Genomic DNA, 15,699 nt, shown 5'->3' on the forward strand with positions numbered 1-15,699 from the left:
CGGCCTCATTTCTCGCTGCCGTCCAGATCAGATGCATCGCTCTCTGGGCTAAAATCTTGTGACGACACTATCTAAGTGACAGACATAAAAAAACCCGCTTTCGCGGGTTCTTTCACAAAGCACAACAAGCGGGCGATTAAGCCAGTTTGCTGATCTGTGCAGTCAGGTTTGCTTTATGACGTGCAGCTTTATTTTTGTGGATCAGACCTTTAGCGGCCTGGCGATCCACAATCGGTTGCATTTCGTCAAATGCTTTCTGTGCAGCAGCTTTGTCGCCAGCTTCAATCGCAGCGTACACTTTCTTGATGAAAGTACGCATCATAGAGCGACGGCTTGCGTTGTGTTTGCGAGCCTTTTCAGACTGAACGGCGCGCTTCTTAGCTGATTTGATATTAGCCAAGGTCCAACTCCCAAATATGATCTATATGGACAATTCAAAGGCCGAGGAATATGCCCTTTTAGCCTTCTTTTGTCAATGGATTTGTGCAAATAAGCGCCGTTAATGTGCGACGCTACGTTACGTTACGTATTGATGGCGCAGGATTCTACCAGCTTGTGGTCATCGAATACAGTCTTTCCACCATAAAAATCGCTTTCTGACCCAGTTTTTCGTGCGGTAAGACGGCAGCCTGATGAAATCCTTCTCCTTTCTGGCGGGTTCGGGCAATCGCCGGTTAACGTAGCACGTTGTACAAGGTATAATCCGACGATTTTCACTGTTTTGAGCCAGACATGAAGCTGATACGCGGCATACATAATCTCAGCCAGGCACCGCACGGGTGTGTGCTGACTATTGGTAATTTCGACGGCGTACATCGCGGCCATCGGGCGCTTTTACAAGGGCTTAGCGAAGAAGGTCGTACCCGTGGCCTACCCGTCGTGGTGATGATATTCGAGCCGCAGCCCCTCGAACTTTTCGCTGGCGATAAAGCCCCCGCACGCCTGACACGGCTGCGTGAAAAACTGCGTCTGTTGGCAGAATGCGGCGTCGACTACGTCCTGTACGTCCGTTTTGACCGGCGTTTTGCCGCCCTGACGGCGCAAACCTTCGTCAGCGACCTGCTGGTTGACAAACTTGGCGTGAAATTCCTCGCTGTGGGTGATGACTTTCGCTTTGGCGCTGGTCGCCAGGGGGATTTCTTGCTATTACAGAAAGCTGGTCTGAAATACGGCTTTGACGTCACCAGCACGCAAACCTTCTGCTCCGGCGGTGCGCGCGTGAGCAGCACCGCGGTGCGTCAGGCGCTGGCCGACGATAACCTTGAGCTCGCGGAGCAACTGCTGGGCCATCCGTTCAGCATCTCCGGGCGTGTGGTACACGGCGATGAGCTGGGGCGCACCATTGGTTTTCCGACGGCAAACATACCGCTGCGTCGTCAGGTCTCCCCGGTTAAAGGGGTGTATGCGGTGGAAGTGGCAGGATTAGGCGATACTTTACTGCCCGGCGTGGCCAACATTGGTACGCGCCCGACGGTAGCCGGGGTTCGCCAGCAGCTGGAAGTCCATCTGCTGGATGTTGTAATGGACCTCTACGGACGCCATATAGATGTAGTACTGCGTAAAAAGATACGCAACGAGCAGCGATTTACTTCGCTGGATGAACTTAAAGCGCAGATCGCGCGTGATGAGTTAACGGCCCGCGAGCTTTTTGGGCTTTCAAACCCGGCTTAATGCCAGAACACGTTATAAACACGGAACCGAGAATCTGATGAGTGACTATAAATCAACCCTGAATTTGCCGGAAACAGGGTTCCCGATGCGTGGCGATCTCGCCAAACGCGAACCGGGAATGCTGGCGCGTTGGACCGATGATGACCTGTACGGCATCATTCGTGCAGCCAAAAAAGGCAAAAAAACCTTCATTCTGCATGATGGCCCTCCTTATGCGAATGGCAGCATTCATATTGGTCACTCTGTTAACAAGATTCTGAAAGACATTATTGTGAAGTCCAAAGGCCTCGCGGGTTACGACTCGCCGTATGTGCCGGGCTGGGACTGTCACGGTCTGCCGATCGAACTGAAAGTCGAGCAGGAATTTGGCAAGCCGGGTGAGAAATTCACTGCTGCTGAGTTCCGTGCAAAATGTCGTGAATACGCGGCGACCCAGATCGATGGCCAGCGTACAGACTTTATCCGTCTTGGTGTACTGGGCGACTGGGAACATCCGTATCGCACCATGGACTTCAAAACCGAAGCCAACATCATCCGCGCGCTGGGTAAAATCATCGGCAACGGTCACCTGCACAAAGGCGCCAAGCCGGTGCACTGGTGTGTAGACTGCCGTTCTGCGCTGGCGGAAGCGGAAGTTGAGTATTACGACAAAACCTCTCCGTCCATCGACGTGGCATTCAATGCCGTTGATGCCGACGCAGTAAAAGCCAAATTTGGCGTGGTCAGCGTTAATGGCCCGCTTTCTCTGGTTATCTGGACCACTACCCCGTGGACCCTGCCGGCGAACCGCGCAATCTCCCTGTCCCCGGAATTCGACTATGCGCTGGTGCAGGTTGAAGGCCAGGCGCTGATCCTCGCAAAAGATCTGGTAGACAGCGTGATGAAACGCGCTGGCATCAGCGAATTCAGCGTGCTCGGCACGGCGAAAGGTTCTGACCTGGAACTGATGCGCTTTAAACACCCGTTCCTCGACTTTGACGTTCCGGCGATCCTTGGCGATTACGTGACGCTGGAAGCCGGTACCGGGGCGGTGCATACCGCCGGTGGTCACGGCCCTGATGACTACACCATCAGCCAAAAGTACGGTCTGGAAATCGCCAACCCGGTTGGCCCGGACGGCGCCTATCTGCCGGGTACGTATCCGATTCTGGACGGCGTGAATGTCTTTAAAGCTAACGACATCATCGTCAACCTGCTGCGTGAGAAAGGCGCACTGCTGCATGTCGAAAAAATGCAGCACAGCTATCCGTGCTGCTGGCGTCACAAGTCGCCGATCATCTTCCGTGCGACCCCGCAGTGGTTCGTCAGCATGGATCAGAAAGGCCTGCGCATTCAGTCGCTGAAAGAGATCGACCGTATTGAGCAGGAAGGTCTGGCGAAAGAAAACCTGAGCGGCTGGATCCCGGCATGGGGTAAAGCACGTATCGAATCGATGGTGGCGAACCGTCCTGACTGGTGTATCTCCCGTCAGCGTACCTGGGGCGTGCCGATGTCTCTGTTCGTGCATAAAGACACCGAAGAGCTGCATCCGCGTACCACTGAGCTGATTGAAGAAGTCGCCAAATACGTTGAGAAAGACGGTATTCAGGCGTGGTGGGATCTCGACCCGCGTGAAATCCTCGGTGACGACGCTGACAACTACGTGAAAGTGCCGGATACCCTGGACGTGTGGTTCGACTCCGGTTCAACCAGCTACTCTGTCGTTGATGCGCGCCCGGAATTTGGCGGCCACGCGGCGGACATGTATCTGGAAGGTTCTGACCAACACCGTGGCTGGTTCATGTCATCGCTGATGATCTCCACCGCGATGAAGGGCAAAGCGCCGTACCGCCAGGTACTGACCCACGGCTTCACCGTCGATGGTCAGGGCCGTAAGATGTCCAAATCTATCGGCAACACCGTTTCTCCGCAGGATGTGATGAACAAACTGGGCGCGGATATCCTGCGTCTGTGGGTGGCATCGACTGATTACACCGGCGAAATGGCCGTGTCTGACGAGATCCTGAAACGTGCTGCTGACAGCTATCGTCGTATCCGTAACACCGCGCGCTTCCTGCTGGCTAATCTGAACGGTTTCGATCCGGTAAAAGACATGGTGAAACCGGAAGAGATGGTGGTGCTGGACCGTTGGGCGGTCGGCTGTGCGCAGGCTGCGCAGCAGGACATCATCAGCGCATATGACTCTTATGACTTCCACGAAGTGGTGCAGCGTCTGATGCGTTTCTGCTCCATCGAGATGGGTTCTTTCTACCTCGACATCATCAAAGACCGTCAGTACACCGCGAAGGCGGACAGTGTTGCCCGTCGTAGCTGCCAGACTGCGCTGTACCATATCGCAGAAGCGCTGGTGCGCTGGATGGCGCCGATCATGTCCTTCACCGCAGATGAAATCTGGGGCTACCTGCCAGGCGATCGCGAAAAATATGTGTTCACCGGCGAATGGTACCAGGGGCTGTTTGGCCTGGCGGAAACCGAAGCCATGAACGACGCCTACTGGGAAGAGCTGCTGAAAGTCCGTGGTGAAGTGAACAAAGTTATCGAACAGGCGCGAGCTGACAAGAAAGTGGGTGGTTCTCTGGAAGCGGCAGTGACCCTGTTTGCTGAACCGGAACTGTCTGCAAAACTGACGGCGCTGGGTGACGAATTACGATTTGTCCTGTTGACCTCCGGTGCGAAAGTTGACGATTATGCCAACGCTTCCGCTGATGCCCAACAGAGTGAACTGCTCAAAGGTCTGAAAGTGGCGTTAAGCAAAGCCGAAGGTGAGAAATGCCCGCGCTGCTGGCATTACACCCAGGACGTCGGCAAGGTGGCGGAACACGCAGAAATCTGCGGACGCTGTGTCAGCAACGTCGCCGGTGACGGTGAAAAACGTAAGTTTGCCTGATGAGTAAGCCTCTCTGTTCTACAGGACTCCGCTGGCTGTGGCTGGTGGTTGTCGTGTTGATTATTGATTTGGGCAGCAAATACCTGATCCTCCAGCATGTTGCGCTGGGGGAGACGGTGCCGCTGTTCCCGTCGATTAATCTGTACTACGCGCGTAACTACGGCGCGGCATTCAGCTTCCTCGCCGACAACGGCGGCTGGCAGCGCTGGTTCTTTGCCGGTATTGCGATTGGGATTTGTGTGGTGCTGTCGGTAATGATGTACCGCGCGAAGGCCACGCAGAAACTGAACAATATTGCCTACGCGCTGATCATTGGCGGTGCGTTGGGGAATCTGTTCGATCGCCTGTGGCACGGCTTCGTCGTCGACATGATCGATTTCTACGTTGGCGACTGGCACTTTGCTACCTTTAACCTTGCCGATAGCGCAATTTGTATTGGTGCAGCGTTGATTGTGCTGGAAGGTTTCTTGCCCTCCAGAGCGAAAAAGCCTGCATAAAAAAGTGCCGGATGGCGGCCGGAAGGCCTTATCCGGCATACAGTAGTTTTCGTTCCTTGTAGGCCCGGTAAGCGTAGCGCCACCGGGCAAACAGGCGGCTGAAATTTTAAAGAGCAATTTGCATGTCAAAATCCATACAGAGTAACAGCGCAGTCCTCGTGCACTTTACGCTCAAGCTCGAAGATGGCTCCACCGCTGAGTCAACCCGCAACAATGGTAAACCTGCGCTGTTTCGTCTGGGAGACGGTTCGCTGTCCGAAGGGCTTGAGCAGCACTTGCTGGGGCTGGTCGCGGGCGACAAAAAAGCATTTTCCCTGGAGCCGGACGCGGCGTTTGGCACGCCGGTTCCCGATCTGATTCAGTATTTCTCGCGCCGTGAATTTATGGATGCGGGCGAACCTGAGATCGGCGCAATTATGCTCTTTACCGCAATGGATGGCAGCGAAATGCCTGGCGTGATCCGTGAGATCAACGGTGATTCCATTACCGTCGACTTCAACCATCCGCTGGCAGGGCAACCCGTTCATTTTGATGTCGAAGTGCTGGAAGTGGAACCGGCACTGGAGGGGATGCATGCAGATCCTGTTGGCTAACCCACGCGGTTTTTGTGCGGGTGTCGACCGCGCTATCAGCATTGTTGAAAACGCGCTGGCCATTTACGGCGCGCCCATTTACGTCCGTCACGAAGTCGTACACAACCGCTACGTGGTGGATAGCCTGCGGGAACGCGGGGCTATTTTTATCGAGCAAATCAGCGAAGTGCCGGATGGCGCAATCCTGATTTTCTCTGCGCACGGTGTTTCACAGGCGGTACGCAACGAAGCGAAAAGCCGCGACCTGACCGTGTTTGATGCCACCTGCCCGCTGGTGACAAAAGTGCATATGGAAGTCGCGCGCGCCAGTCGTCGTGGTGAAGAGGCCATCCTGATCGGCCATGCCGGTCATCCGGAAGTCGAAGGCACCATGGGCCAGTACAGCAACCCGAAAGGGGGAATGTACCTGGTGGAATCGCCGGAAGACGTACAAACGCTCGATATCAAAGACATGAGCAAACTGTCCTTCATGACGCAGACGACGCTCTCCGTGGACGACACCTCTGATGTGATTGATGCGCTGCGCGACCGTTTCCCGAAAATTGTCGGGCCGCGTAAAGATGATATTTGCTACGCCACGACCAACCGTCAGGAAGCCGTGCGAGCACTGGCGGAACAGGCGGAAGTGGTGCTGGTGGTCGGCTCGAAGAACTCATCGAACTCCAACCGTCTGGCCGAACTGGCCCAGCGGATGGGGAAATCGGCTTACCTGATTGATGATGCTTCTGATATCAAGGAAGAGTGGGTGCGGGATATTCGCTGCGTTGGCGTAACGGCCGGGGCGTCGGCTCCAGACGTGCTGGTGCAAAACGTTATCTCCCGTCTGCAGGAACTGGGCGGCGGAGAAGCTATTCCGCTGGAAGGTCGTGAAGAAAACATCGTCTTCGAAGTGCCGAAAGAACTGCGGGTCGATGTTCGAGAAGTTGAATAACTTTTTCGCCTCTGATTTATGAGAAGATGCCAGGCTTAATGCCTGGCATTTTTTATGGAGGATTTATGCGACTGCCGATTATTCTCGACACCGATCCCGGTATTGACGACGCCGCCGCCATCGCCGCTGCGCTCTTTGCCCCCGAGCTGGATCTGAAACTGATTTCCACGGTAGCCGGCAATGTCTCGCTGGAAAAAACCACCCGTAACGCCCTGCAATTGCTGCACTTCTGGAACGCTAATATCCCGGTAGCACAGGGAGCGGCAACACCGTTGCTGCGCCCACTGCGCGATGCGGCCAGCGTCCACGGTGAGTCCGGCATGGAAGGCTATGATTTTGTGGAACATCAGCGTCAGCCGCTGGCAAAGCCCGCGTTTCAGGCGATCCGCGATGTGCTGATGGCATCGCCGGAACCGGTCACGCTGGTGGCAATTGGCCCGTTGACCAACATTGCCCTGTTGCTCTCCCACTACCCGGAGTGCCAGTTCAACATTCGTCGTCTGGTGATGATGGGCGGTTCTGCCGGGCGCGGTAACTTCACGCCGAATGCCGAATTCAATATCGCCATCGACCCGGAGGCGGCCGCGCGCGTCTTCGAAAGTGGTCTGGAGATTGTGATGTGCGGGCTGGATGTGACTAACTATGCCACGCTCGCCCCGGATTATCTGGCAACGCTGCCTGCGGGAAACCAGACCGGCAAAATGCTGCATGCTCTGTTTAGCCATTACCGCAGTGGCAGCATGGCGACCGGGCTGCGAATGCATGATCTCTGCGCCATTGCCTGGCTGGTGCGCCCGGAGATTTTTACCCTCAAACCCTGCTTTGTAGCGGTGGAAACCCAGGGCACTTACACGGCAGGCACAACGGTGGTGGACATTGACGGTCGCTTTGGCAAACCGGCTAATGCACAGGTGGCGCTGGGTATTGATGTTGATGCGTTTCGTGCATGGGGGGCTGAGGTCCTCAGTAAGGCACCGTAAGCGGAGCCGAAGGCATTTTCTCGCTTAAATAATCAATCATTGCCCGCATTCTGGCGGGCATATGTTTTCCTGACGACCACAGCAGCCAGAGCTGGCCGGAATAAGAGCTGATAAATTCCCACTCTGGCAAGACCTGGACTATCTCGCCCCGCGCCAGGACCTCTCTGGCGGTAAAAAGCGGCAGACTGCCAATCCCCAAATGGTTTAGCACCGCATCGAGGCGCACGCCCGTATGGTTTGCGGCATAGCGCCCATGGGTCTGAATGGTTTCGCTTTTCCCGTGCTTACGAAATTTCCAGCGCGAATCCGCAGGCGTTTCGCCAAGGCTGATGCAGCTATGCTGGCGTAAATCTTCCGGCTTCCCGGGGGTGCCGTGCTGGCGCAGATATTCCGGCGTGGCGCAAATCAGATGGCTAATCGGCATCAGCGGTTTACCGTGCAGGCCGGGGGAGGGCGAGTTGGTAATGCGCAGCGCCAGGTCGACGCCGTCATCAATCAAATCCATATAGCGGTCTTCCAGGCGCAGGCGCACATCGACCTGCGGATAACGGTGGAGAAACTCGCTCATCAGCGGGTGAATGACAAAACGCCCCACGGCTTTGGGCACGCTGAGCGTCAGGGTGCCTTGCGCAATATTCTGCACGCTACTGCCGGAGTTCATCGCAAGCCTTGCCGCCTCCAGCATGGTTTGCGTGTGTTCGTACACGCTTCGCCCGGACTCAGTCAGCCGAAGTTTTCGCGTTGTGCGGTGCAATAATTTATTGCCCAGCGCCTTTTCAAGGCGGGAAACACAGCGGCTCATTGCCGATGGTGTCGCGCCGGCAATACGTGCAGCGCCAGAGAAGCTGCCCTGATCGACAATCAGAACAAAGGTGGCGAGATCGGGAAGCAGGGACGTATTCATTTGTGTCTGCCAGACAAAGGTTCGTTGAGTGAGTGACGGATTATCGTGTTCAGTGAAAATAATATACTGGTCGTGCAATCAGGAGGAAGAAAATGACAAGACGAGATTACTACACCTGTGATCAGACCCACGGCCAGGCCAACGTCGTGCAATGCATTCCCGATGGAGAGGACGGCTTTGTGATTGAGCTGGACGTCACGCTCTTTCATCCGCAGGGCGGCGGGCAGCCTTCTGACGGCGGCACCATTGGCGGCGTGTCCGTGCAGCGAGTTTTTGCCGATGGCGAGACCGTATGGCATCGCACCGCCAGGCCGATCGCGCCTGGCCCGGTCACGCTCAGCGTCGACGGTGAATTACGCCGGCTGCATGCGCGCTGGCATTCAGCGGGGCATCTGATCGGTACAGCGGGTGAAACCTTCGGCTGGCAACCGGTTAAAGCCCATCACTGGCCTGGGGAAGGGCGCATCACATTTAACGGTAACGGGAGTATCACCGCGGAGATGCTGGCGGCAACAATCAGCGCATGGATAGATGAAAATCTGCCGCGACACATCGAATTTTCCGAAGGGAAGCGGCAGGTTCGCTTTGGCGAATTGCCCGCCTATGGCTGTGGCGGTACCCATGTCTGCTCGCTGCGTGATATCGGGAAAATCACGCTTACTGGTGTCAAAATGAAAAAAGGACAGCTGGTTGTCAGCTATACGGTGGACGAAAGCTGACGGTTCGCTGACGTGCGGTGAGTTATTGCTCAGCAATATACGAGGTGATAACGCACCGCCGCAGCGGAAAATCTTCTTAGAGTCTCGATACTCAGCGTCTTCTGCGGCTTTTGCTGGTCAAATCGCAACATGCGAACTCATGTCTTTTACTGATATTTTCCTCTGTTTATCATTTAATTCTAATTATCGGTGTTTTCGGCTGGTAGCCCCGACGTGGGCTGGTTAATCTGAGAACGATTTTCAGCATTTCATTAACAAAAGAGTACAACTATGCATGATGCACAAATCCGCGTAGCCATCGCGGGTGCCGGTGGGCGTATGGGGCGCCAGTTAATTCAGGCAACCCTGCAGATGGACGGCGTCGCGCTTGGCGCAGCGCTGGAGCGAGAAGGTTCTTCCCTGCTGGGTAGCGATGCAGGAGAGCTCGCAGGCGTGGGTAAAACAGGCGTTACCGTAAGCAGCGATTTGCAGGCGGTAAAGGACGATTTTGATGTACTGATCGATTTTACCCGTCCGGAAGGGACCCTGGTACACCTGGCGTTTTGTCGCCAGCACCGTAAAGGGATGGTTATCGGTACAACCGGTTTTGACGACGTGGGCAAAGCGGCAATCCGCGACGCTTCACAAGAGATTGCCATTGTCTTCGCGGCGAATTTCAGCGTCGGCGTGAACGTGATGCTTAAGCTGCTGGAAAAAGCGGCGAAGGTGATGGGTGATTACACCGATATTGAGATCATCGAAGCACATCACCGTTACAAAGTAGATGCGCCGTCAGGCACTGCGCTGGCGATGGGAGAGTCTATCGCCCATGCACTGAATAAAGATTTAAAGGATTGTGCGGTTTATGCACGTGAAGGTCATACCGGCGAGCGTATTCCTGGCACAATTGGCTTTGCTACCGTCCGTGCGGGCGACATTGTCGGCGAACATACGGCGATGTTCGCCGATATTGGCGAACGCGTTGAAATCAGCCATAAAGCATCAAGCCGAATGACTTTCGCCAATGGTGCTATTCGTTCCGCTTTGTGGTTGAAAAATAAAGATACCGGCCTTTTTGATATGCGAGATGTGCTGGATCTGAACAATTTGTAAAAGTTATTACCCATCGTGATGTGGTTGTTGCAGTCGTAATGTGTTGATTGCATAGGGCAATAATTTATTGCCCTTTTATTTTATCTGTTTCATCTTTTTTATTCGTATATTTCCTTGTTATCCTCAATCTTCATCGCCATTTCAGTTGCCAAAATGTAAATTTTGACCATTTGGTCCACTTTTTACTGAGCCGGGTTCGAGAAAATCAGTTTTATGGTGACGCAAGCGTTTTCCTTGGCCAGTTAATGCGATCTTTTTACCCTTTAAATCATGCTATTCTTACCTGGGGCGCAAAAAGATATGAAAAATATGCGCTATAAGTTGACTTTTACCCTTCATGTCTCCAGAATGCCGCCGTTTGCAAAAAATTCGCGGCTACGCAGATTTGCATTGATTCAAGGCCTATATTTGAATTAATATGCAAATAAAGTGAGTGAATATTCTCTGGAGGGTGTTTTGATTAAGTCAGCGCTATTGGTTCTGGAAGACGGAACCCAGTTTTACGGTCGGGCCATAGGGGCAACAGGTTCGGCGGTTGGGGAAGTCGTTTTCAATACTTCAATGACCGGTTATCAAGAAATCCTCACTGATCCTTCCTATTCCCGCCAAATCGTCACTCTTACTTATCCCCATATTGGTAATGTCGGCACCAACGCCGCTGATGAAGAATCCTCTCAAGTACATGCGCAAGGCCTGGTCATTCGCGACCTGCCGCTGATTGCCAGCAACTACCGCAATACCGAAGATCTCTCTTCATATCTGAAACGCCATAACATCGTGGCGATTGCCGATATCGATACACGCAAGTTGACGCGTCTGCTGCGTGAAAAAGGCGCGCAGAACGGCTGCATCATCGCCGGGGATAACCTGGATGCCGCACTGGCACAGGAAAAAGCGAAAAACTTCCCAGGCCTGAACGGTATGGATCTGGCAAAAGAAGTGACCACTGCCGAGCCGTACAGCTGGACGCAGGGGAGCTGGACTCTGAAAGGTGAACTGCCGGAAGCGAAAAAAGAAGATGAGCTGCCGCTGCACGTGGTGGCCTACGATTTCGGCGCGAAACGTAACATCCTGCGTATGCTGGTTGACCGCGGCTGCCGCCTGAAGGTGGTCCCGGCGAAAACCTCCGCAGAAGACGTCCTGAAAATGAATCCGGACGGTATCTTCCTCTCTAACGGCCCTGGCGACCCGGCACCGTGCGATTACGCCATCGATGCGATTGAGAAATTCCTTGAAACCGACGTTCCGGTATTCGGTATCTGTCTCGGCCATCAGTTGCTGGCGCTGGCAAGTGGTGCAAAAACCGTGAAGATGAAGTTCGGCCACCACGGCGGCAACCACCCGGTTAAAGATATCGATAACAACACGGTGATGATTACCGCACAGAACCACGGTTTTGCGGTTGATGAAGCCTCCATGCCTGCCAACCTGCGCGTGACCCACAAGTCACTGTTTGATGGCACCCTGCAAGGGATTCATCGCACGGACAAACCGGCATTCAGCTTCCAGGGCCACCCTGAGGCGAGCCCAGGCCCGCACGATGCGGCGCCGCTGTTCGACCATTTCATCGAGTTAATTGAGCAATACCGTCAGTCTGCGAAATAATCAGGAGCGAAGAAGAGTCATGCCAAAACGTACAGACATAAAAAGTATCCTGATCCTTGGCGCAGGTCCGATTGTTATCGGCCAGGCCTGTGAGTTCGACTACTCCGGTGCGCAGGCGTGTAAAGCGCTGCGTGAAGAGGGTTACCGCGTCATTCTGGTGAACTCCAACCCGGCGACGATCATGACCGACCCGGAAATGGCGGATGCGACCTATATTGAGCCGATCCATTGGGAAGTGGTACGCAAAATCATCGAAAAAGAGCGTCCGGATGCCGTTCTGCCGACCATGGGTGGCCAGACTGCGCTGAACTGTGCGCTGGAGCTGGAACGCCAGGGCGTACTGGCCGAGTTCGGCGTCACCATGATTGGTGCCACCGCAGACGCGATTGATAAAGCAGAAGACCGCCGTCGTTTCGACGTGGCCATGAAAAAAATCGGTCTGGAAACCGCGCGTTCCGGTATCGCACATAACATGGAAGAAGCGCTGGCCGTTGCGGCTGACGTGGGCTATCCGTGCATCATTCGACCGAGCTTCACTATGGGCGGTACGGGTGGCGGTATCGCGTACAACCGTGAAGAGTTTGAAGAGATTTGTGAACGTGGTCTGGATCTTTCCCCAACCAAAGAGCTGCTGATTGATGAGTCGCTGATTGGCTGGAAAGAGTACGAGATGGAAGTGGTTCGCGATAAGAACGACAACTGCATCATCGTCTGCTCCATCGAAAACTTCGACGCCATGGGCATCCACACCGGTGACTCCATCACCGTTGCACCAGCCCAGACGCTGACCGATAAAGAGTATCAAATCATGCGTAACGCCTCGATGGCGGTACTGCGTGAAATCGGCGTGGAAACCGGCGGTTCTAACGTTCAGTTCTCGGTTAACCCGAAAAACGGTCGTCTGATTGTTATCGAAATGAACCCGCGTGTTTCACGCTCCTCGGCGCTGGCGTCTAAAGCGACCGGCTTCCCAATTGCCAAAGTGGCGGCGAAACTGGCGGTGGGTTACACCCTCGACGAGCTGATGAACGACATCACCGGTGGGCGTACTCCGGCATCCTTCGAGCCGTCCATTGACTACGTTGTGACCAAGATCCCGCGCTTCAACTTCGAAAAATTTGCCGGGGCCAACGACCGCCTGACCACCCAGATGAAATCTGTCGGTGAAGTGATGGCGATTGGCCGCACCCAGCAGGAATCCCTGCAGAAAGCGCTGCGTGGCCTGGAAGTGGGCGCGACCGGTTTTGACCCGAAAGTGAGCCTGGAAGACCCGGAAGCACTGACCAAAATTCGCCGCGAGCTGAAAGACGCAGGCGCAGAGCGTATCTGGTACATCGCCGATGCCTTCCGTGCGGGCCTGTCCGTTGACGGTGTATTCAACCTGACCAACATCGACCGCTGGTTCCTGGTGCAGATTGAAGAGCTGGTGCGTCTGGAAGAGAAAGTCGCCGAAGTGGGCATTAACGGCCTCGACGCTGACTTCCTGCGTATGCTCAAGCGTAAAGGCTTTGCCGATGCGCGTCTGGCTAAACTGGCCGGCGTACGCGAAACGGAAGTTCGCAAGCTGCGTGACCAGTACAACCTGCACCCGGTCTACAAACGTGTGGACACCTGTGCGGCAGAATTCGCCACTGACACTGCTTACATGTACTCCACGTATGAAGAAGAGTGTGAAGCGAACCCGAACCAGGACCGCGATAAAATCATGGTACTGGGCGGTGGTCCGAACCGTATCGGTCAGGGTATCGAATTTGACTACTGCTGCGTACACGCTTCTCTGGCGCTGCGCGAAGACGGTTACGAGACCATCATGGTCAACTGTAACCCGGAAACCGTCTCGACCGATTACGACACTTCCGACCGTCTGTACTTCGAGCCGGTAACCCTGGAAGACGTGCTGGAAATCGTGCGCATCGAGAAGCCGAAAGGCGTTATCGTGCAGTACGGCGGCCAGACCCCTCTGAAACTGGCGCGTGCGCTGGAAGCCGCAGGCGTGCCGGTTATTGGTACCAGCCCGGATGCGATTGACCGCGCCGAAGACCGTGAGCGTTTCCAGCAGGCGGTTGACCGTCTGAAACTGAAACAACCGGCGAACGCCACCGTAACCGCGATTGAGATGGCCGTTGAGAAGGCGAAAGAGATTGGCTACCCGCTGGTGGTGCGTCCGTCCTACGTTCTGGGCGGCCGTGCGATGGAAATCGTCTATGACGAAGCTGACCTGCGCCGCTACTTCCAGACTGCGGTCAGCGTCTCCAACGATGCGCCAGTGCTGCTCGACCGCTTCCTCGACGACGCGGTAGAAGTGGACGTGGACGCTATCTGCGACGGCGAAATGGTGCTGATTGGCGGCATCATGGAGCACATCGAGCAGGCTGGCGTGCACTCCGGTGACTCCGCCTGTTCCCTGCCAGCCTACACGCTGAGCCAGGAAATTCAGGATGTGATGCGCCAGCAGGTGCAGAAACTGGCCTTCGAACTGCAGGTTCGCGGTCTAATGAACGTCCAGTTTGCGGTGAAAGATAACGAAGTCTACCTGATTGAAGTCAACCCGCGCGCAGCGCGTACCGTACCGTTCGTCTCCAAAGCCACCGGCGTGGCGCTGGCGAAAGTGGCAGCGCGCGTGATGGTTGGCCAGACGCTGGCTCAGCAGGGTGTGACCAAAGAAATCATCCCGCCGTACTACTCGGTGAAAGAAGTGGTGCTGCCGTTCAACAAATTCCCGGGCGTTGACCCGCTGTTAGGGCCAGAAATGCGCTCTACCGGGGAAGTGATGGGTGTGGGCCGTACCTTCGCCGAAGCGTTTGCTAAAGCACAGCTGGGCAGCAACTCGACGATGAAGAAACAGGGCCGTGCGCTGCTCTCTGTCCGCGAAGGCGACAAAGAGCGCGTGGTGGATCTGGCGGCGAAGCTGCTCAAGTTCGGTTTCGAGCTGGATGCTACTCACGGTACCGCGATTGTGCTGGGTGAAGCAGGCATCAACCCGCGTCTGGTGAACAAGGTGCATGAAGGGCGTCCGCACATTCAGGACCGTATCAAGAATGGCGAATACACCTACATCATCAACACCACCGCAGGTCGTCAGGCGATTGAAGACTCCAAGCTGATTCGCCGCAGCGCGCTGCAGTACAAAGTGCATTATGACACCACACTGAACGGTGGTTTTGCGACGGCCATGGCGCTGAATGCCGATGCCAAAGAAAAAGTGACCTCCGTGCAGGAAATGCACGCGCAAATTAAGAAATAAGTTGTTCTGGCGAATGCATGTGCATTCGCTTGCAGATAAAAACGGTTCCTGCAAAGGAGCCGTTTTTTTATGCCATAAGGTTATTCCAGGTCACATATACCCGTGATCATTGAAACTGCTTGATTTCATGCTGTCAGGGGATCATGCTCAGACCATGAACATCAGACTTTCACCTGAACAGATTGTTGCCCTTGAGGCTCAGCACCGACATAGTCGTGACCGCCGTGTCTGCGACAGGATTCGCTGCGTGCTTCTTTCTGCTCAGGGCTGGTCAACGGCCATGATTGCGCAGTCCCAGCTTATCCATGAGACAACCGTTCTGCGCCATATCGCGGATTATATTGATGAGGGCAAGCTTAACTCTGAAAATGGTGGCTCTCAGGAGCACCTCAGTTCTGCGCAGTCAGCAGAATTAATCTGTTTGCTGACCGCTGAGGTACACGAGAGTACAGCCAGTATTGTTGCCCTTGTCAGGGAGCGTTTCGGTGTGTCTTACTCCATTCCGGGAATGAACAAGTGGCTTCACCGCAATGGTTTTTCATGGAAAAAGCCGACTGGCGTCCCGCATAAGTTCAG

13 protein-coding genes are annotated in these 15,699 nt (G+C 54.8%); 11 read left to right on the forward strand and 2 right to left on the reverse strand.

The annotated features are described in order from the left end of the window. Nucleotides 1-136: 136 nt before the first annotated feature. Entirely contained in the window at nt 137-400 is a 264-nt protein-coding gene (gene rpsT, locus ACSZPU_RS16140) for a 30S ribosomal protein S20 (RefSeq protein WP_039078297.1), read from the reverse strand. Between the two features lie 332 nt (nt 401-732). Here rpsT and ribF point away from each other — a divergent pair, with 332 nt between their 5' ends. From ribF to rihC, 6 genes are all read left to right on the forward strand, one after another. Continuing rightward, complete coding sequence (ribF, locus tag ACSZPU_RS16145; RefSeq protein ID WP_499000735.1) at nt 733-1,671, forward strand: bifunctional riboflavin kinase/FAD synthetase; 939 nt, start codon at nt 733-735, stop codon at nt 1,669-1,671. Nucleotides 1,672-1,708: 37 nt separating this feature from the next. After that, the gene (gene ileS, locus ACSZPU_RS16150; RefSeq protein WP_499000738.1) at nt 1,709-4,558 is read left to right on the forward strand and encodes an isoleucine--tRNA ligase; all 2,850 of its coding nucleotides are present in this window, start codon (nt 1,709-1,711) and stop codon (nt 4,556-4,558) included. Next, nucleotides 4,558-5,055, forward strand: coding sequence for a signal peptidase II (gene lspA, locus ACSZPU_RS16155; protein ID WP_499000740.1), 498 nt, complete (start codon nt 4,558-4,560; stop codon nt 5,053-5,055). The genes ileS and lspA overlap by 1 nt, the downstream gene beginning before the upstream one ends. Before the next feature lie 122 nt (nt 5,056-5,177). Next, the gene (gene fkpB / locus ACSZPU_RS16160; protein ID WP_499000743.1) at nt 5,178-5,648 is read left to right on the forward strand and encodes an FKBP-type peptidyl-prolyl cis-trans isomerase; all 471 of its coding nucleotides are present in this window, start codon (nt 5,178-5,180) and stop codon (nt 5,646-5,648) included. Then, complete coding sequence (gene ispH / locus ACSZPU_RS16165) at nt 5,629-6,579, forward strand: 4-hydroxy-3-methylbut-2-enyl diphosphate reductase (RefSeq protein ID WP_499000745.1); 951 nt, start codon at nt 5,629-5,631, stop codon at nt 6,577-6,579. The genes fkpB and ispH overlap by 20 nt, the downstream gene beginning before the upstream one ends. A gap of 65 nt (nt 6,580-6,644) precedes the next feature. After that, nucleotides 6,645-7,559, forward strand: a complete 915-nt coding sequence (gene rihC, locus ACSZPU_RS16170) for a ribonucleoside hydrolase RihC (RefSeq protein ID WP_499000748.1) — start codon at nt 6,645-6,647, stop codon at nt 7,557-7,559. Here rihC and ACSZPU_RS16175 read toward each other — a convergent pair. Beyond that, nucleotides 7,543-8,463, reverse strand: coding sequence for a LysR family transcriptional regulator (locus ACSZPU_RS16175; protein ID WP_499000751.1), 921 nt, complete (start codon nt 8,461-8,463; stop codon nt 7,543-7,545). The two genes, rihC and ACSZPU_RS16175, sit on opposite strands and share 17 nt — an antisense overlap. 92 nt (nt 8,464-8,555) lie before the next feature. Between ACSZPU_RS16175 and ACSZPU_RS16180 the strand changes: the two genes are divergently transcribed. The 5 genes from ACSZPU_RS16180 to ACSZPU_RS16200 form a co-directional block, all read left to right on the forward strand. Beyond that, nucleotides 8,556-9,182: an alanyl-tRNA editing protein gene (locus ACSZPU_RS16180; RefSeq protein WP_499000753.1), complete on the forward strand. Its 627-nt coding sequence runs from the start codon at nt 8,556-8,558 to the stop codon at nt 9,180-9,182. Between the two features lie 270 nt (nt 9,183-9,452). Beyond that, nucleotides 9,453-10,274: a 4-hydroxy-tetrahydrodipicolinate reductase gene (gene dapB, locus ACSZPU_RS16185; RefSeq protein WP_499000756.1), complete on the forward strand. Its 822-nt coding sequence runs from the start codon at nt 9,453-9,455 to the stop codon at nt 10,272-10,274. Nucleotides 10,275-10,730: 456 nt separating this feature from the next. Continuing rightward, nucleotides 10,731-11,879: a glutamine-hydrolyzing carbamoyl-phosphate synthase small subunit gene (gene carA, locus ACSZPU_RS16190; RefSeq protein ID WP_499000759.1), complete on the forward strand. Its 1,149-nt coding sequence runs from the start codon at nt 10,731-10,733 to the stop codon at nt 11,877-11,879. A gap of 19 nt (nt 11,880-11,898) precedes the next feature. Next, nucleotides 11,899-15,123 carry a carbamoyl-phosphate synthase large subunit gene (gene carB / locus ACSZPU_RS16195; protein ID WP_499000762.1) on the forward strand — a complete coding sequence of 1,075 codons (3,225 nt, stop codon included), beginning with the start codon at nt 11,899-11,901 and terminating at the stop codon, nt 15,121-15,123. A gap of 109 nt (nt 15,124-15,232) precedes the next feature. Then, nucleotides 15,233-15,699: helix-turn-helix domain-containing protein (locus tag ACSZPU_RS16200; RefSeq protein WP_499000764.1), on the forward strand; the 467-nt coding region annotated here is incomplete at its 3' end.

This window comes from Phytobacter sp. V69, from assembly GCF_965644215.1.
Taxonomy (GTDB): domain Bacteria; phylum Pseudomonadota; class Gammaproteobacteria; order Enterobacterales; family Enterobacteriaceae; genus Phytobacter.

Excerpts from the sequence above, each read along its gene's own strand:
- ACSZPU_RS16180 (WP_499000753.1), top strand. The coding sequence starts at position 8,556 with ATGACAAGACGAGATTACTACACCTGTGATCAGACCCACGGCCAGGCC.
- ACSZPU_RS16175 (WP_499000751.1), bottom strand. The coding sequence starts at position 8,463 with ATGAATACGTCCCTGCTTCCCGATCTCGCCACCTTTGTTCTGATTGTC.
- dapB (WP_499000756.1), top strand. The coding sequence starts at position 9,453 with ATGCATGATGCACAAATCCGCGTAGCCATCGCGGGTGCCGGTGGGCGT.
- fkpB (WP_499000743.1), top strand. The coding sequence starts at position 5,178 with ATGTCAAAATCCATACAGAGTAACAGCGCAGTCCTCGTGCACTTTACG.
- lspA (WP_499000740.1), top strand. The coding sequence starts at position 4,558 with ATGAGTAAGCCTCTCTGTTCTACAGGACTCCGCTGGCTGTGGCTGGTG.
- ileS (WP_499000738.1), top strand. The coding sequence starts at position 1,709 with ATGAGTGACTATAAATCAACCCTGAATTTGCCGGAAACAGGGTTCCCG.
- rihC (WP_499000748.1), top strand. The coding sequence starts at position 6,645 with ATGCGACTGCCGATTATTCTCGACACCGATCCCGGTATTGACGACGCC.
- ribF (WP_499000735.1), top strand. The coding sequence starts at position 733 with ATGAAGCTGATACGCGGCATACATAATCTCAGCCAGGCACCGCACGGG.
- ispH (WP_499000745.1), top strand. The coding sequence starts at position 5,629 with ATGCAGATCCTGTTGGCTAACCCACGCGGTTTTTGTGCGGGTGTCGAC.
- carB (WP_499000762.1), top strand. The coding sequence starts at position 11,899 with ATGCCAAAACGTACAGACATAAAAAGTATCCTGATCCTTGGCGCAGGT.